At 63.6% G+C, this 14,418-nt stretch carries 16 protein-coding genes; all 16 read right to left on the bottom strand.

The genetic code is table 11. The features are described from left to right. Positions 1-16: 16 nt before the first annotated feature. Positions 17-976, bottom strand: a complete 960-nt coding sequence (locus AC1Z32_RS39380) for a glycosyltransferase (protein WP_483484277.1) — start codon at positions 974-976, stop codon at positions 17-19. Beyond that, a complete protein-coding gene (locus tag AC1Z32_RS39375) occupies positions 963-2,024 on the bottom strand; it encodes a glycosyltransferase family 9 protein (protein WP_483484276.1) in 1,062 nt (353 codons plus the stop codon). The genes AC1Z32_RS39380 and AC1Z32_RS39375 overlap by 14 nt, the downstream gene beginning before the upstream one ends. Then, positions 2,021-3,037 (bottom strand): glycosyltransferase family 2 protein, encoded by a 1,017-nt coding sequence (locus AC1Z32_RS39370; RefSeq protein ID WP_483484510.1) that lies wholly within the window; start codon positions 3,035-3,037, stop codon positions 2,021-2,023. The genes AC1Z32_RS39375 and AC1Z32_RS39370 overlap by 4 nt, the downstream gene beginning before the upstream one ends. 32 nt (positions 3,038-3,069) lie before the next feature. After that, positions 3,070-4,815, bottom strand: coding sequence for a carbamoyltransferase family protein (locus AC1Z32_RS39365; protein WP_483484275.1), 1,746 nt, complete (start codon positions 4,813-4,815; stop codon positions 3,070-3,072). 2 nt (positions 4,816-4,817) lie between these two features. Then, complete coding sequence (locus AC1Z32_RS39360; RefSeq protein WP_483484274.1) at positions 4,818-5,993, bottom strand: glycosyltransferase family 9 protein; 1,176 nt, start codon at positions 5,991-5,993, stop codon at positions 4,818-4,820. Continuing rightward, on the bottom strand, positions 5,990-6,559 hold the full coding sequence (locus AC1Z32_RS39355; RefSeq protein WP_483484273.1) for a D-glycero-alpha-D-manno-heptose-1,7-bisphosphate 7-phosphatase: 570 nt from the start codon (positions 6,557-6,559) through the stop codon (positions 5,990-5,992). Before AC1Z32_RS39355 ends, AC1Z32_RS39360 begins: the two co-directional genes overlap by 4 nt. After that, entirely contained in the window at positions 6,556-7,827 is a 1,272-nt protein-coding gene (locus tag AC1Z32_RS39350; protein WP_483484272.1) for a glycosyltransferase family 4 protein, read from the bottom strand. Before AC1Z32_RS39350 ends, AC1Z32_RS39355 begins: the two co-directional genes overlap by 4 nt. Positions 7,828-8,013: 186 nt before the next feature. Next, entirely contained in the window at positions 8,014-8,964 is a 951-nt protein-coding gene (locus tag AC1Z32_RS39345) for a glycosyltransferase family 2 protein (protein ID WP_483484271.1), read from the bottom strand. Next, positions 8,954-9,658, bottom strand: coding sequence for a PIG-L deacetylase family protein (locus AC1Z32_RS39340; RefSeq protein WP_483484270.1), 705 nt, complete (start codon positions 9,656-9,658; stop codon positions 8,954-8,956). Before AC1Z32_RS39340 ends, AC1Z32_RS39345 begins: the two co-directional genes overlap by 11 nt. A 66-nt stretch (positions 9,659-9,724) precedes the next feature. Continuing rightward, complete coding sequence (locus tag AC1Z32_RS39335; protein WP_483484269.1) at positions 9,725-10,894, bottom strand: zinc-dependent alcohol dehydrogenase; 1,170 nt, start codon at positions 10,892-10,894, stop codon at positions 9,725-9,727. 503 nt (positions 10,895-11,397) lie between these two features. After that, on the bottom strand, positions 11,398-11,646 hold the full coding sequence (locus AC1Z32_RS39330) for a hypothetical protein (RefSeq protein ID WP_483484268.1): 249 nt from the start codon (positions 11,644-11,646) through the stop codon (positions 11,398-11,400). A 42-nt stretch (positions 11,647-11,688) separates the two neighbouring features. Next, positions 11,689-12,102, bottom strand: coding sequence for a hypothetical protein (locus AC1Z32_RS39325; RefSeq protein ID WP_483484267.1), 414 nt, complete (start codon positions 12,100-12,102; stop codon positions 11,689-11,691). 46 nt (positions 12,103-12,148) lie between these two features. Further along, the gene (locus AC1Z32_RS39320; RefSeq protein ID WP_483484266.1) at positions 12,149-12,403 is read right to left on the bottom strand and encodes a DUF378 domain-containing protein; all 255 of its coding nucleotides are present in this window, start codon (positions 12,401-12,403) and stop codon (positions 12,149-12,151) included. A gap of 74 nt (positions 12,404-12,477) precedes the next feature. Next, positions 12,478-13,353, bottom strand: a complete 876-nt coding sequence (locus AC1Z32_RS39315; RefSeq protein WP_045462740.1) for a manganese catalase family protein — start codon at positions 13,351-13,353, stop codon at positions 12,478-12,480. A 309-nt stretch (positions 13,354-13,662) separates the two neighbouring features. Beyond that, positions 13,663-13,857, bottom strand: a complete 195-nt coding sequence (locus tag AC1Z32_RS39310) for a DUF2934 domain-containing protein (RefSeq protein WP_483484265.1) — start codon at positions 13,855-13,857, stop codon at positions 13,663-13,665. Between the two features lie 46 nt (positions 13,858-13,903). After that, positions 13,904-14,257: an ElaB/YgaM/YqjD family protein gene (locus tag AC1Z32_RS39305; protein ID WP_483484264.1), complete on the bottom strand. Its 354-nt coding sequence runs from the start codon at positions 14,255-14,257 to the stop codon at positions 13,904-13,906. Positions 14,258-14,418: the final 161 nt, after the last annotated feature.

Genomic DNA, 14,418 nt, shown 5'->3' with positions numbered 1-14,418 from the left:
CTCTCAGGATGTTTCGTTAGCTGCACACGTAGCGCAACGCCTCGTCCCAGTCGCGGGCGAAGCGGTCGATGTGAAAGCGTTCGAACGCCGTGCGCCGCGCACCTTCGCCGAGCCGCCGCGCGTGCGCCGGATCGCGCAGAAGCTGCTGCATTGCGTCGATGAGCGCGTGCGTGTCGGTATGGATAAAGCCGCTCTCGCCGTTGCGGATGACGGTGGATAGCTCCGTCGTCGCCAGTCCGACGATCGGCATGCCGATCGTCATCGCCTCGACGATGGCAAGCCCGAGGCTCGTCCAGCGAATCGGATTGAAGAAGAAGCGATAGCGCGCGCTAAAGGCCGCCAGCTCGAGATTGCCGATCTCGCCGATGCCGCCCGCCGACTGCGCACTCATGCCGACGAGGTCGAGCGGCACGCGCGCGGCGGCTTCTTCGTAGATATCGTTGCCGAGCCGCCTGCCGCGCTGGCGCAAGTGATTGATCACCGCGATGCCGCGCTCCAGTTCGCCGCTGTAACGCACGTGGTCCGGCACGATCACGCCATGCTCGATGACGCGCGTGGGCGTCTCGCCGCTGTCCCACATCAGCCGGTTGAAGTGCGTGACATGCACGAGCAGCGTGTCGCGCTCCCGCACCCAGTGCTTCTGTTCGAAGGGGTTTTCCTGCGGCGGATCATGCTCGACATACACGCGCGGCAGACGCCGTTGCGCATCGTTGAGCAGGTTGAGACGGTCATCGTCCCATTGCTGCCTGTGCTGAAAAAGCACGACATCGAAGGATTGCGAAGGTACTTCGCTGGCCGGAATCTCGTGCACGTTCGCGCCAAAAGGCAATGCCCCGGCCGTGCCCGCATAGCCCGGCGGGTAGCCGGGACGCGTGACGAGATAGAAGTCGTGCGGCGCCTGACTCAGGTAATAGAGGTAATTCCCGTGGATATGCCATGTGAGCACGCGCAAGCGCCGGGAACTAGTCGTGGGCATAGTGAAGCGTCTCCTCTAGAACGATGTTTTCAAGCTGCGCGCATGCCGCATCGAGCACGGCTTGCACGCTTATGTTGAGTGCGCATTCGTGGCCATAGGGACAGTCGCGAAAGGCACAAGGACGGCACGCAGGCCAATCCGCGAGCACGCAATGCCGCGCACGATCGAGCGGCGCCCAGCGGCGCGTATCGCTGCCCGACGCGATTACGACACTGGGCGTGCGCATCGCCGCCGCCACATGGGAAAGCCCCGTGTCGTTGCAGACGATGAGCCGCGCCCGCGCGACGAGCGCAGCCAGCGCGCCGAGCGACGTGCGCCCGGCGAGATCGATCGCCCGAGCGCCCGCATCGCTCGCGACGCGCGCAGTGAGCGGCGATTCGCCCGCGCCGCCCGTGACGGCGATCTGCCAGCCCGCGTTCGATAACGCCCGCGCCACGTCGCCGAAGCGCTCGACGGGCCATCGGCGGGAAGGCAATTGCGCGCCAGGATGAACCAACACGAGCTTGCCGCGATCGATAGCGCACGCGTCGATGAGCGCATCGCATTCGCGCGTGTCGTCATCGGTCAGGGGAATGTCGAGATCGAGCGCGTCGGCGTCGATGCCGAGCCGTTGCATCAAGGCGGTATAGCGCGCAGGTTCGGGCAGTTCGTCGGGCCACGGCATGAATGTGCCTTCGCGCATGGGTTCGTCCGGCTTGAGAAAGCCTGCGTTCATGCGCGCACCTATGCCTTCGACGATATTGTTCGCCACGCCGCCGCTGCCATGCAACTGGATCGCGAGATCGAAGCGGCGCTCGCTCAGCGTGCTGAAAAAGGCCGGCAGATGAGCATCGGTTTCTTCCTGCTCGGGAAAGCCGATCGCGCCTGGAAACACGATTAGTTCATCGAGCAGATGCGCATATCGTTCGACGAAACTTGCAGCCCACGGCAAGCCGGCAAGCGCGATATGCGCATGCGGATGCGCACGCCGCAAGGCACGCAACGCGGGCACGGCGCATAGCATGTCGCCGAGTTGCAGCGCGCGAAAAATAACGATGCGTTCGATCATAGAAAGAACACCCTGAACTTGAGCGCGCCGCGAATGCGCCAATAGATCGACAGGTACGGAATGATCGCGGATGTCCATATCATCTCGGCGACATGCGCGGGCGTGCGCGACGTCGTCTTGAGCCGTTGCGCGGCGAACCATAGTGTCATCGCGGTCCATGCGAGCGCTGCGAACGCCGCGATGCGGCTTCCGCCCGCGATCAGCGAGACGACCGCCACGACGAGCACGGCGAGCATCGCGTAGTAAAGCAGCGGCGGACCGTGACGAATGCGCTCGCGAAAGAGCGCGCGATGCTTCTTGTAAAGTAGGGCGTCGAACTGGCTCTTCTTCTGCTGCGAGATGCATACACCCCAGCGCGCCGGGCGCACGGGATGCAGCACCATCGCGTCCTCGGCGCGGGCGATCCTGAGTCCCGCGCGCATCAACGCGAATTGCAGGTCGGAGTCTTCGCGCCATGCGGCGGTGAAGCGCGCATCGAAACCGCCGGTGCGTTCGAGTGCCGCGCGTGTCGCAAAGGTATTCGCGGTAGCGAACTCGGCGCTCGCAAGTCCCGCCGCGTCCAACTCATAGTCGCTCGGATGCTCCGGCAGCGGCACGACGATGCGTCCCGAAACCGCGTCCGCACCCGCGTCGAGCGCGCGCACGCCGTTCGCGAGCCAATTCGCATCGGGGATGGTGTCGTCGTCGGTGAAAGCGATGCGTCTCGCGAGCGATGCATGCCAGCCCGCATTGCGCGCGCCCGCCGGACCTTGTGTGCCCGTCACCGGCACATAACGAATCTTCGGGCCGCGCGGCGCGTGCGCCGCGGCAAGACGCTGCACGCATGCTCGGGTAGCATCGTCGGGATCGTCGTCGCACACGATGATCTCGTAACGCGACGCGTCGTATGCTTGCGTGGCGAGCGCGCGGACGCAGCGTTCGAGCATCGCGGGCCGGCGATACGTCGGCACGACGACGGACACGTCCGGAATGAAATCGTCGCGTGCGGCAGAGCGCGTATCGCTAGCGTGCATCTCGCCGCTTTCGAAATGGCCCGCATACGTGCTCATGCGCGCGCACCCGGCTTTTCGACGAGGAACGAACCGATCACGAGCGCATCGAGCGGGGACGTCCAGAACGATTCGAGCGCATCGCGCGGTGTATTGACCATCGGTTCGCCGCGCGTGTTGAACGAAGTATTCACGAGCACCGGCACGCCCGTGCATTGCTTGAACGCGGCGAGAAGATCGTAGTAAAGAGAATGCTGCGCGCGATTGACGGTCTGCACTCGCGCGGTGCCGTCGATATGCGTGACTGCCGGAATGCGCGCTTTCATCTCATCGCGCACATCGAACACGAAGAGCATGAAGGGCGCGACGCGCGCATCCACGAACCAGTCGACGGCGTGCTCTTCCATCACGACAGGTGCGACCGGACGAAAGTCCTCGCGATCCTTGATCTCGTTCAGACGCGCCTGCATGTCCGCATGAATCGGCGACGCGAGAATCGAACGCGCGCCGAGCGCACGCGGACCGAATTCGGTGCGGCCCTGATACCAGCCGATGACGCGGTTCTGCGCGAGAATCTCCGCCGTTTCTGCGGCGATATCCGTGAGCTTGCGATACGGCGCGCGCGTCCATTTGAGGAACGCTTCGATTTCATCGTCCGCGAACTGGGGGCCGAGATACGCGTGATCCATGCGCCATTTACGGCCACCATCGCCCGCCTTGGCGCGTTCCCGATAATCCGTCCACAATGCCGCGCCCAGCGCGGTGCCGGCGTCCCCTGCGGCGGGCTGTACCCAAACTTCATCGAACGGACCGCGGTCGCGAAGGCGTGCGTTCATTACGCAATTGAGCGCCACGCCGCCGGCCATCGCGAGATTGTGCAGCCCCGTTTGTTCATGTAGCCACTGCGCGAGCTTGAGGGCGGTTTCCTCGAGCACGGCTTGCAGTGAATGCGCGATATCGAAGTGATGCTGCGTGAGCGGGCCGCCGCGTTCGCGCGCGGGACCGAAGCGTTCGACGAGACGCGGCGCATCGACGGTGTAGCTGCCATCGTGCCGGTACTTCACGACCTCGCGGAAATGATCGACGTACACGGGCTTGCCGAACGAAGCCAGCGCCATCACCTTGTACTCGTCCGACGAATGCAGAAAGCCCAGATAACCCGTCACGGCTTCATACAGCAAGCCGAGCGAATGCGGCAGCTCCACCTGCTTCAGCCGCTTGTATTCGCCGCCTTTGAATTGCCCGAGGCTCGTCGTCACGCCTTCGCCGCGTCCGTCCATCGTGAGCACGGCGGTGTCGTCGAACGGCGCGGCGAGAAACGCGCTCGCTTCATGGCACAGATGATGATCGACGTTATGCCACGCGAAGCGCATCGCACGCCCGCCGCTCGCAAAGCGCTGCTTCAGATGATGCGGCGCGCCGTCGAGCAATTGCGCCCTTGCATTGACGATATAGCTCAGAAATAGCGGGTCCCACGGCGATTCCGACGGATCGTTCAACGCCTGCGCGGACGGCATCATCGGCAGCGCGATGCTCGCCTTCGCGTCCTTCGGCATGCCGGAGAAGAGTTGCGGATCGTATGAGTACGCGATGTGATCGATGTCGGCCAGCTCGATGCCCGCTTCCTTCAGGCAATAGTCGATCGCATCGAACGGAAGCTGCCAGGTCGAGAACGGCACGGGGCGCTTCGCGTGCTTGACGTGCGTGAAGCGTTCGTCCTCTGCCGCCGCGATGACGACGCCATCCTTGACGAGCGCTGCCGCGCTGTCGTGATAAACCGCGTTGATTCCCAATGTGTACATGTCTAGCTGGCCTGTAGGGTCGGGTTGATTTTCGATGGGTTTGCTTCGATCAGTTCCAGCACGGCAGATACGACCTGATCAACGGCCACACCTGTGAGGCACGCATGATGTCCTTCGGGACACACGCTGCGATAACACCAGCGGCACGGCACGTCGTTGTAGAGCACGCGATGCGGCGTTTGCCACGGCATGTGCTGCGGATTCGTGAGCGCATACAGATCGACGACGGGCGTGCCGAGCGCGGATGCGAGATGCACCGGTCCGCTGTTGTTCGACAGAAGCACGCGTGCACGGTCGATCAGCGCCGCGAGTTCGCCGAGTTCAAGCGCGCCCGAAAGGTCGATCGCGCGAGCGTTTGATCCGCATGCTTCGCGGCATAACGGGCTTTCTCCTCGTGAGCCGGTTACCAGTATCGGCCATTGCAGGTGCGCGGCAAGACGCTGGATGACCTGCGCAAAGCGTTCGACCGGATAGCGGCGCGAGGTGGCGCTCGCACCCGGATGCACGACGATGAACGGCGCATGCGGATCGACGCCGCGTTCGCGAAGCTTTATCGAGAGCGACTCGGCATCGTGGTCATGCACGGCGAAGCGCATGCGCGTATCGCCGGTGCGCGCGCCGACTCGCGCGACGAGCGCGAGTTGCCGCTCCACCTCATGCCGCGTGCCATGCTGCGGCTCGGTTTCCTGTGCCCAATCAGTGAGGAGGCGGTATGGGTTCTCGCGACAATGCGCGAGCCGTAGCGGAATGCCCGCGAGATGACACAGCATCGCGGCAGGCAGCGGATTTTGACTGTAGACGCTGAAGATCACGGCCGCGTCGAATTGCGAGGCTGCGAGGCGCGCGCGCATCGCGAGATCGGCGAGGGCGTCGATGGGCGCATCCTGCTTGACCCACGGCGCGTCGTATTCGATAACGTCGTCGATTGCATCGATGAAGGGCGCCGCCGCCTTGCCCGCGCGCGATGCGAGCAAGGTGAGATGTCTTCCCGGTTGCGCTTCGCGCAATGCGTGCAGCGCGGGCGTGGTCATCAGCACGTCGCCGAGATTGTCGAGACGGATGCACAGAATGCGCTTCACGTGCGCGCCCCAGTCGCGCGCTTCGCTTACCGCGCTTTTGCGCGCGTGCGCCTCGACAACCGGTGGCAGCGTCGATGGATTCGCCGGATCGCGCTTCATGCGGGACACTCCGCCGCGACGATCGCAAGCGCCGCTTCACGCATGTCCGTAACGACGATATCCGGTTGGCGTCCTTCGCCGCGCAACCATTCGGTTTCGTTGCCGTTGTCGATGAGCACGCAGCGACATCCCGCGCGATGGCCCGCTTCGACATCGTCGAGGATGTCGCCGATGAACCAGCTTCGCGAAAGATCGATGGCATGCTCGCGCGCCGCGCGCAACAGCATGCCAGGCGCGGGCTTGCGGCAGTCGCAGACGCATGCGTATTCCGGCACGACGCCTTGTGGATGGTGGGGGCACCAGTAAATCGTGGTGAATCTTGCTCCCGCTTGTGCCGCGAGCGCTTGCAGACGCGCTTCGACGGGATCGAGCGCAGACCGAGGAAACTTGCCGAGCGCGACGCCGCTTTGATTGCTGATAACGAATAGCGGCATGCCGAGCGCCGCGAACACGCGCAGCGCATCGAGCGCGCCGGGCGCGAGGCGCATGCGGTCCGGATCGACGTTCCAGGGAACGTCGTCTAGAAGCGTGCCGTCTTTGTCGATGAAAGCGGCGGCGCGTGTCATCGCGATCCTCCACCCATTGCGATGCGGGTTGCGTCCTGCGATTCGGCGCCGCTCACGCGAGCATAGACCTGCGCGAGCGCTTGCGCGACGTTTGACCACGTGAACATCGCGTTGGCGCGCGCGAGACCTGCGTCGCCCAGGCGTCGTGCGAGTGCGGCATCGCGCTTGAGCATGGCGATCGCTTGCGCGAGCGCGGCCGGATGCTTCGGCGGCACGAGCAGGCCGGTCTCGCCATGCGCAACCGAATAGCGAATGCCGCCCACATTCGCGCCGATGACAGGCGTGCCGCACGCCATCGCTTCGAGCGGCGTGATGCCGAAGGGCTCGTACCACGGCGTCGTGACGAACACATCGGCGGCGTTATAGAAGTGCTTCAGCTCGCTTCGTCCATGACGTCCGACGAAATGCACGTGCGCTTCAATGCCGCATTCGCGTGCGATGCCGAACAGCCTGCCGATCTCCGGCGTCGCAATCTCGTTGGCTTCGTCGGAGTTGCCGCCGACCACGTACAGGTCCGCGCTTTCCCCGTGTTCCGCGTGGCACACGCCGAGCGCACGCACGACGTTGTCGATGCCCTTGCGCGGTACCATGCGCCCGAGTTGCAGCACGATGAAGCGGTCCTGCGGCCAGCCGAGCCTGTCGCGAGCCTCGCGTCGGTCGAGCGGATGAAACTCCGCGCGGTCGAAACCACATGGCACGAGATCGATGCGCGCGGCATCGCCATCGTAGAGATGAATCAAGTCGCTCTCGTCCTGCGGGCATTCGGCGATTACCGAGTCGGATCGCCTGACGAGTTCGTCTTCGATATCGAAGCGCGCATCGGGAAACCCGTCCGCTTCGCCCTGATGCAAGCGCCGCACGCGCCCTAGCGCATGAAACGTGGTGACGAGCGGAACGCCGAGCGCATCTTTAATGCGCAAGCCGACGAGGCCCGACATGAAGAAGTTCGCATGCACGACATCATAAGGCTGCGCTTCCTGCTGCATGAAGTCGATCATGAAATTCGCGAACGCATCCATATGCGGCAGAAGCTGTTCCTTCGGCAACTGCACGGGCGGCCCGGCCGGCACGTTGATCACGCGGATGGTCTCGAAGCGCGAAAAGAGCGGCAGCAGCGAGCGATCGCAGCGCGTGAAGACATCGACGTCATGGCCGAGGCGCACGAGCTGGCGCGCGACATTCGCCACGTAAATGTTCTGTCCGCCGCTATCGACGCCGCCCGCTATCGCCAGTGGCGATGCATGGTCACTGATCAAACCGATCTTCACGAATGCCTCCCTGTTATGCGATTCCCTTCCGACGTGTACGCGCGGCGCGCAATCGCGTGGATCAGTCACAGGGGTTCAGCATTCGCTGTGCCACTCGTTGTGAGTGTCGGAAGAAGTGCGAAACGATTTGCGGTTCGTTGCGCAGTGAACGAAATTTCGTTTGGTGCGTTGCGCCCGCACGCGCTTTTACGTGGCGCGTGTAGAACCGACAGGGCCTCTATCAGCCGTCTGCGCCTCGCGGCGCGCGTTGTCTTCATGGACGAGCTCACGCATCTGCCGCACACGTTCGTCGATCACGCGCCGCCTGCCGACCGCCCAGGCGACGCCCTTGAGCAGCGCCATCACATCGGATCGCGGCCATGGTTCCGCGCGCATGAGCCTGAACGCATCGTAGGTGGCGTGCAGCGCTTCAGCCAAAGGCAGACGCATCCACGCGACCCACGCGGCGTTGCGCGCGAGCAGCCTGCGCCGTTGCGCGCTGTCGCGCAGCGGTGACGGATGATGATGCAGCACGAGTTCATCCATATATACGATCTCGTGACCTGCACCAAGCACATCGAGCGAGACGAGCGTCTCTTCGCCGCCGATGAAAAGCCTCGGCTCGTAGCCGCCCGCTTGCCTGAAGACTTCGGTGCGAAACACGCATGCACCCGCCATGAAGCCGATGAGGGCGGGGCCGGGCAGCCCATCGCGCGGCAGTGGGCTGTCGCGCATGCGCTCGCAGGTTTCATCGGCCGCGCCGTGCTCGCCTACGACCACACGCGCATTCAGCACGCCGACGCGCGGCGCGGAATCGAGCACTTCGACCGCGCGTGTCAGCGCGCCGGGACTCCACCACGTATCGTCATCGCAGAATGCGAGGTATTCCGTGTGCACGCGTGCGACGCCGAGATTGCGCCCCGCCGCGCCGAGATTGCGCGGCGCGACAACGAGCTGCACGAACGGAAAGTTCTCCGCAATGCGCGCGGCGGCGCCATCGGTGGAGGCATTATCGACCGCGACGATATCGATGCGGTCGGGCAGCGCGGCAAGTCGTGCAAGCGTGTCGAGCACCTGATCGGCACGGTTGTAAGTCAGCACGACGACAGAAAGCCGCGCGCAATTCTCGTCGGCATTAACGGCTCGTTCAGCGGTCATGCCTTGGGAGCTGAAGCGTCCAGAAGCGCTCGGGCGCGAAGACATCGTCGTAGCCGCTAGGGCCGAACGCTTTCAGTTGGCTGTGGTAGCAGTTCACCGCGCGCTGCTTCGCTTCGTGATGACGTGCGAGCGATGCCGTATCGATGCGGCACGAAGCAGGCGTCGCGACGATGCCGTCATTGGCGAGAGCGGCGAGGCGCGCTTGCACAAGGCCGTCCATGCGCCGGTATAACGCGTCTTCGTACGCGATGCAGCGAAGCGCCGGATCGGCTAACCATGCCATACGGGATGCGCGATGCGCAAGATCGTGGTCCGAATGGAAGAGGCCGAGCGGAATATAGATCGCGCGACAGGCCGTCGTGCAGATCACATCGACCAGCGCCGCGACAATGGCATCGGGTATTGCAACGTCGTCGCCCGCATATTGCGAGTCGAGAAAGTGGAGGTGAACGGGGCGCGCGCCGAGCGCGTCGAGCGCGGCGGCGTCTTCCTCGCGGCGCACCCGCATGGCCCAATGCGCGTTCGTGAAGCCACATTGCGTGTCCCATCCGGTAACGTGCGCTTCGCGCGGCGCGCCCGCGAATACTGTGCAGACAATTGCGCCCGGCGCGCCAGCAATGGCCTCGCCGCAACTGAAGACGGCGTCGTCGAGATGGGGGGAGATGATGAGCAAGGGGTCATCGGTGCGCGCCATGGCGATCGCATTCCTGGTCGATATGCGTGGCAGTGCGCAAGGCCTGTGCCGCTCGGCTTGCCACTTTCACGGTCTGAGCACAACCTTTACGCAGCCGTCTTCTTTGTCGCGGAATGTCTTGTACATATCGGGTCCATCGGCGAGCGACACGCGATGCGTGATGACGAACGACGGATCGATCTGCCCTTCCTGGATGCGCCGCAAGAGATCGTCGGTCCAGCGGTTGACGTGCGTCTGGCCCATGCGCCAAGTCAGGCCTTTGTTCATCGCCGCGCCGAACGGAATCTTGTCGATGAGGCCGCCATACACGCCCGGCACCGAGAGCGTTCCCGCGGGCCGGCATACGTAGATCATTTCGCGCAGCACGTGCGGCCGGTCCGATTCGAGCATCACGGCCTGTTTGGCGCGATCGTAGAGCGCGTCGAGGGAGCGCGGTGCGTGCGACTCCATGCCGACCGCATCGATGCATTTCTCCGGGCCTTTGCCTTGCGTCAGTTCCTTGAGGCGGTCCAGCACGCTCTCTTCCTTGAAGTCGATGACGACCGCGCCCGCGGCACGCGCCATCGCGAGGCGCTCGGGGACGTGATCGATCACGACGACCTGCTTCGCGCCGAGCAGGATCGCGCAGCGCAGCGCCATCTGTCCGACTGGCCCCGCGCCCCAGATCGCGACGGTGTCGGTCGGCTCGATCTCGCATTGCACGGCCGCCTGCCAGCCGGTCGGGAAGATATCGCCGAGAAAGAGCACTTGTTCGTCGGTCAGGCCGTCCGGAATCTTGACGTGGGTCTTATCGGCGAACGGCACGCGCACGTATTCGGCCTGCCCGCCGGGATAGCCGCCCGTCAAATGGGTATAGCCGAAAAGGCCAGCAGTAGCGTGACCGAAAACCTTGTCAGCATCTTCCTTGTTACGGTTACTGCGCTCGCAGACGGAGAAGTTGCCGCGCCTGCATTGATCGCATTCGCCGCAGACGATCGTGAAAGGAATCACGACGCGCTCGCCGATTCTAAGCGCCGCATTCTCGCTGCCCACTTCGACGACTTCGCCCATGAACTCGTGGCCCATGATGTCGCCGGACTTCATGCCGGGCATGAAGCCATCGAACAGATGCAGGTCCGAGCCGCAGATCGCGCACGTCGAGACCTTGATGATCGCGTCGCGCGGATGTTCGATGAGCGGGTCCGGCACAGTCTCATAGCGAATGTCTTTTTTGCCTTGCCATACGAGCGCTTTCATGACGTGCATCCTCCGAGTGTGAGCAGTAGCAGCTTGAGCAATGAGCGTACCGATCGCGCCCGGCGCGCTATTACGAAAGCCGTGCCTTTCCAACGCATCGCGTTGCTGGCGTGCATGGCGCAGGTTGCTACCTCGCGCATCGCAATGCGCGGCGCATCGTTGCCCTCTGTCGAGGCAACGAAACGCGAGGCGGTTGCGTAAGCGCCGCCTCTCTCACGCCACGCATGGAACACGCACAGAGTGCGTTGCAAAAGAGCACACTGGAGATGCGCGGCTCGACGGGTCCCATTTCACCGTCCCAGCAAGACGAGACAGCCAGCCACGCGTGATCGGTGTGGCGGCGCGGACAGGGAACTCCAAGAGGGCTCGCGCGAGCGAGCAGCACCATCGCCGCTGCTCCGAGCGTCTCGCCTCCTATCAGGGTCGTAGACTACACCGCGGCGGCCTCGGCACAAAATGGGCTCTCGATCAGCCGCAATCAACAGTACGCGCTGTGCCCGCCTTCAGGCGCCTCGTTGCGAACGGGAGATCGGTTCGGAATCCGGTTCGAGAGCCGGGTCCTTGTGATCGTGTTCGGGCGTATAAGCGCCTTCTTCGGGATGATCCTTGCCTTTCGTAACCAGGCTTGCGTCCATGCTGCCGTGTGCGCGCTGGCGGATGGAACCGTCGGGCTTCTGCTCGACATCGCCGGCGCCGAGTTCCTCGCGCCGCTTGTCGGCCCGTTCGACCGGATCGGAGCTTTCGTTTGTCATGTTTGTCATTCCTGATGGTTGAACGAAGAACGTCTGAGACGTTCAGGGCGTCAGGCGTTTCACCACTTCGCCTTGCGCATCGAGAATCACGCTCGGGCGCGGTGCGACGGCGTCCGGAACGGTCACAACGCTGTCGTCGCCGACGAGGCGCGCAGGCCGGCCGGATGGCGCGCAGAGCGTCTCCACGACGTCCGCCGCCGCGGCATGCACGGTCGCTAATGCTTCGGCCGCGTAATTCAGCGCATAGCTCGGCCAGCGCGCCAGCAATGCGGGCTGATAGGCACCGCCGGTGCGGTACTGAATGCTCTCGCCGGCCAGCGCAGTGTCGATCGTCTTCCGGTTGAGTTCGCTGAATTGCCTGAACGCGTCGTTGATGGTCAGCGTAAGGCGAAGACACGTTTCGACATTGGCGCGTGCGAGGTCGAGGCCCGGCAGGGCAAGCGTGAGTAAAAGCATGATTGCTCCTAGATGAGTTTCAGTGGATCGGCCGGTTTTCGACGTTTCAGCGATGCGAGAGCCCGTGGGGACGGATCGTGACGAAAGCGCGGATCAACATGACGATGCCGGCCAGTCCCACCAGCACGTAGACGATGCGTGCGCCCGCCGTGCCCGCGCCAAAGAGGGCCGCGACGAGATCGACATTCGCGAGGCCGACAAGCCCCCAATTCAGCGCGCCGATGATGACAAGCGCGCCTGAGATCCAGTCGATCGGGCTTCGATGCACGACGACGGTCCCCTTGGATGTCACGGTATTCATGTTTCGTTTCCTTGCGTAATGGGCGGGGGCAGCAGTCGCCGCCCCCGCACTGCGAGTTTCAATTCAGAGCGACATCAGACCTGATTCGCTTTGCCCGCGCCCAGTTCCGCGCCGGTGGTCGGATCCGCAGCCGGGTCCGACGCGGTGCGCGACGCCATCGCTTGCAGTGTCTGGATGTCCTGCTCGGAGACGTTCACGGTGGCCGTGCCGTCGCCGCCGTCGACCGCAGGCTGCGGGTCCTCGATGAACTGCCAGTCGGCTCCTTCGTTCCACGGGCCGCGCGCGTCGTCGCCCTTGGACATGTTGAAGTACACGCTCGTGAACTCCGGATTGCCGGGCAACTTGCCTTGCGGGAAGTTCGGCTGGATCGAATGCAAGGCCTTCTCGAACGACTTCTGATGCGCGATTTCACGGGTCATCAGAAAGCCCAGTGCCTCCTTGATGCCCGGGTCGTCGGTCACGTTGATGAGGCGTTCGTAGACGATCTTCGCGCGTGCTTCGGCGGCAATGTTGGAGCGCAGGTCGGCAGTCGGCTCACCGATGGTGTCGATATACGCCGAGGTCCACGGCACGCCCGCCGAGTTCGTCAGCGGTGCACCGCCGCCATAGAGAATCGAGGTGATGTGCGAGTCATTGCCCGCGCCGGTCAGCGAGCGATACATCTCCGCTTCGGACTGGACGCCCTCGGCCAACTGGCCCTTGGCGCCCTTGTTCAGCATGGCGACGATCGAACCGATCACTTCGAGGTGGCTGAGTTCTTCGGTGGCGATGTCGAAGAGCAGGTCCTTGCGGCCCGGGTCGTCTTCGGCGACAGCCTGAGTGAAGTAACGGCAAGCAGCGGCGAGTTCGCCTTGCGGCCCGCCAAATTGCTCGAGTAGCAGGTTGGCAAGTCCGGGATTCGGAGACGCAACGCGAACGGTGTATTGCAAGCGCTTGTTGTGCACGAACATGGAGAAGCTCCTTTTCGTAGGGACGAGCGAAGTCCTTGCGTGGACCGCGCAAGCGTCGATTCATGAAATGTGGGTGCTCAAAACGACTGGGAGGAGCGCCGTGGCGTCACTTGCAGTCTTGCTGTTTCGAGCCTCAGCGCAACGAATGCGCGCTGGCGTGATGCGGCAAAGCCGCCGGTGTACAAGGCGAACCAAGCGTTGGCTACGATGGCTCGGTTACGGGGTCATTCGAGCAAAGGGTATGCCCATGCATGGAGCGGCCCACGCGCTCGTGGGGCTAGCGGCCCGGCATGGGCGTTGGGCTGTGTATCACGAGGCGGGTCCGCTTCCTTCCCCGCCGGCACACGCCTGGTCACGTGTGTTGTTGCCCATGCCCGGTTCGTTCGCCAGTTGCTCCTGTGCCATCGCCCAGAAATCGCCAGAGCGCTCACCCGGGCTGCCGGCTTGTTCCCAAAGCCGATAGGCGAGTGTACGGACCTGCTCTTCGGTAGCGGGGACATTCATTCTCTTCTCCTGTGGATGGATGTTGATCGGCCGGGAAACGTCACGCTCAGCGCGAAACCAGCATGCCCACGACCACGCCAGCCAGTGCGGCCACCGTGATGGCTTTCCACGGGTTCTCATGCACGAAATCGTCAGTCGTGTCGGAGGCGATCCGGTACTTTTGGCTGATAGCGGCCTGCACGTTGGCTAATCTGTCTTTCGCACTCGCGCGTAAATTGTTCGACGACGAACCGCCGCCGCTCGCGTCCCACGACTTGGATGCTTCACGAAAATTGCGATCGTCGTTTTTCGCAGAGGCTTGATTGTCTTCGCCAGAAGCCATGCTTGCGCTCGTTGGAAAATTGTAGGTACTGCCGGCTCGTTCGGTCTTCAGAGCGTCGACGGGGTCGTTGTCGGTCATGCCTGCCTCCCATGTGCAAAGTGGAATACGGTGAGGCGCGGACCACTTCGACTAGTACGTATCGAATATTGAACGCGATCCGCGCATAGGGCATGCGCACCGGCGCAATCGGCGTGCCGCCGCCCCGGTTTGGCGCCGGAATGCAACGCCGCTTATCTTTA

It is taken from the genome of Caballeronia sp. 11_S32 (assembly GCF_056930355.1).
Note: the sequence above shows the minus strand (reverse complement) of the source record. Positions and strands in the feature narration are given on the sequence as shown.

What these genes read in the sequence shown, in the direction of transcription:
- AC1Z32_RS39380 (WP_483484277.1), bottom strand. Translation starts at nt 976, where the DNA reads ATGCCCACGACTAGTTCCCGGCGCTTGCGCGTGCTCACATGGCATATC.
- AC1Z32_RS39375 (WP_483484276.1), bottom strand. Translation starts at nt 2,024, where the DNA reads ATGATCGAACGCATCGTTATTTTTCGCGCGCTGCAACTCGGCGACATG.
- AC1Z32_RS39370 (WP_483484510.1), bottom strand. Translation starts at nt 3,037, where the DNA reads ATGCACGCTAGCGATACGCGCTCTGCCGCACGCGACGATTTCATTCCG.
- AC1Z32_RS39365 (WP_483484275.1), bottom strand. Translation starts at nt 4,815, where the DNA reads ATGTACACATTGGGAATCAACGCGGTTTATCACGACAGCGCGGCAGCG.
- AC1Z32_RS39360 (WP_483484274.1), bottom strand. Translation starts at nt 5,993, where the DNA reads ATGAAGCGCGATCCGGCGAATCCATCGACGCTGCCACCGGTTGTCGAG.
- AC1Z32_RS39355 (WP_483484273.1), bottom strand. Translation starts at nt 6,559, where the DNA reads ATGACACGCGCCGCCGCTTTCATCGACAAAGACGGCACGCTTCTAGAC.
- AC1Z32_RS39345 (WP_483484271.1), bottom strand. Translation starts at nt 8,964, where the DNA reads ATGACCGCTGAACGAGCCGTTAATGCCGACGAGAATTGCGCGCGGCTT.
- AC1Z32_RS39340 (WP_483484270.1), bottom strand. Translation starts at nt 9,658, where the DNA reads ATGGCGCGCACCGATGACCCCTTGCTCATCATCTCCCCCCATCTCGAC.
- AC1Z32_RS39335 (WP_483484269.1), bottom strand. Translation starts at nt 10,894, where the DNA reads ATGAAAGCGCTCGTATGGCAAGGCAAAAAAGACATTCGCTATGAGACT.
- AC1Z32_RS39330 (WP_483484268.1), bottom strand. Translation starts at nt 11,646, where the DNA reads ATGACAAACGAAAGCTCCGATCCGGTCGAACGGGCCGACAAGCGGCGC.
- AC1Z32_RS39325 (WP_483484267.1), bottom strand. Translation starts at nt 12,102, where the DNA reads ATGCTTTTACTCACGCTTGCCCTGCCGGGCCTCGACCTCGCACGCGCC.
- AC1Z32_RS39320 (WP_483484266.1), bottom strand. Translation starts at nt 12,403, where the DNA reads ATGAATACCGTGACATCCAAGGGGACCGTCGTCGTGCATCGAAGCCCG.
- AC1Z32_RS39315 (WP_045462740.1), bottom strand. Translation starts at nt 13,353, where the DNA reads ATGTTCGTGCACAACAAGCGCTTGCAATACACCGTTCGCGTTGCGTCT.
- AC1Z32_RS39310 (WP_483484265.1), bottom strand. Translation starts at nt 13,857, where the DNA reads ATGAATGTCCCCGCTACCGAAGAGCAGGTCCGTACACTCGCCTATCGG.
- AC1Z32_RS39305 (WP_483484264.1), bottom strand. Translation starts at nt 14,257, where the DNA reads ATGACCGACAACGACCCCGTCGACGCTCTGAAGACCGAACGAGCCGGC.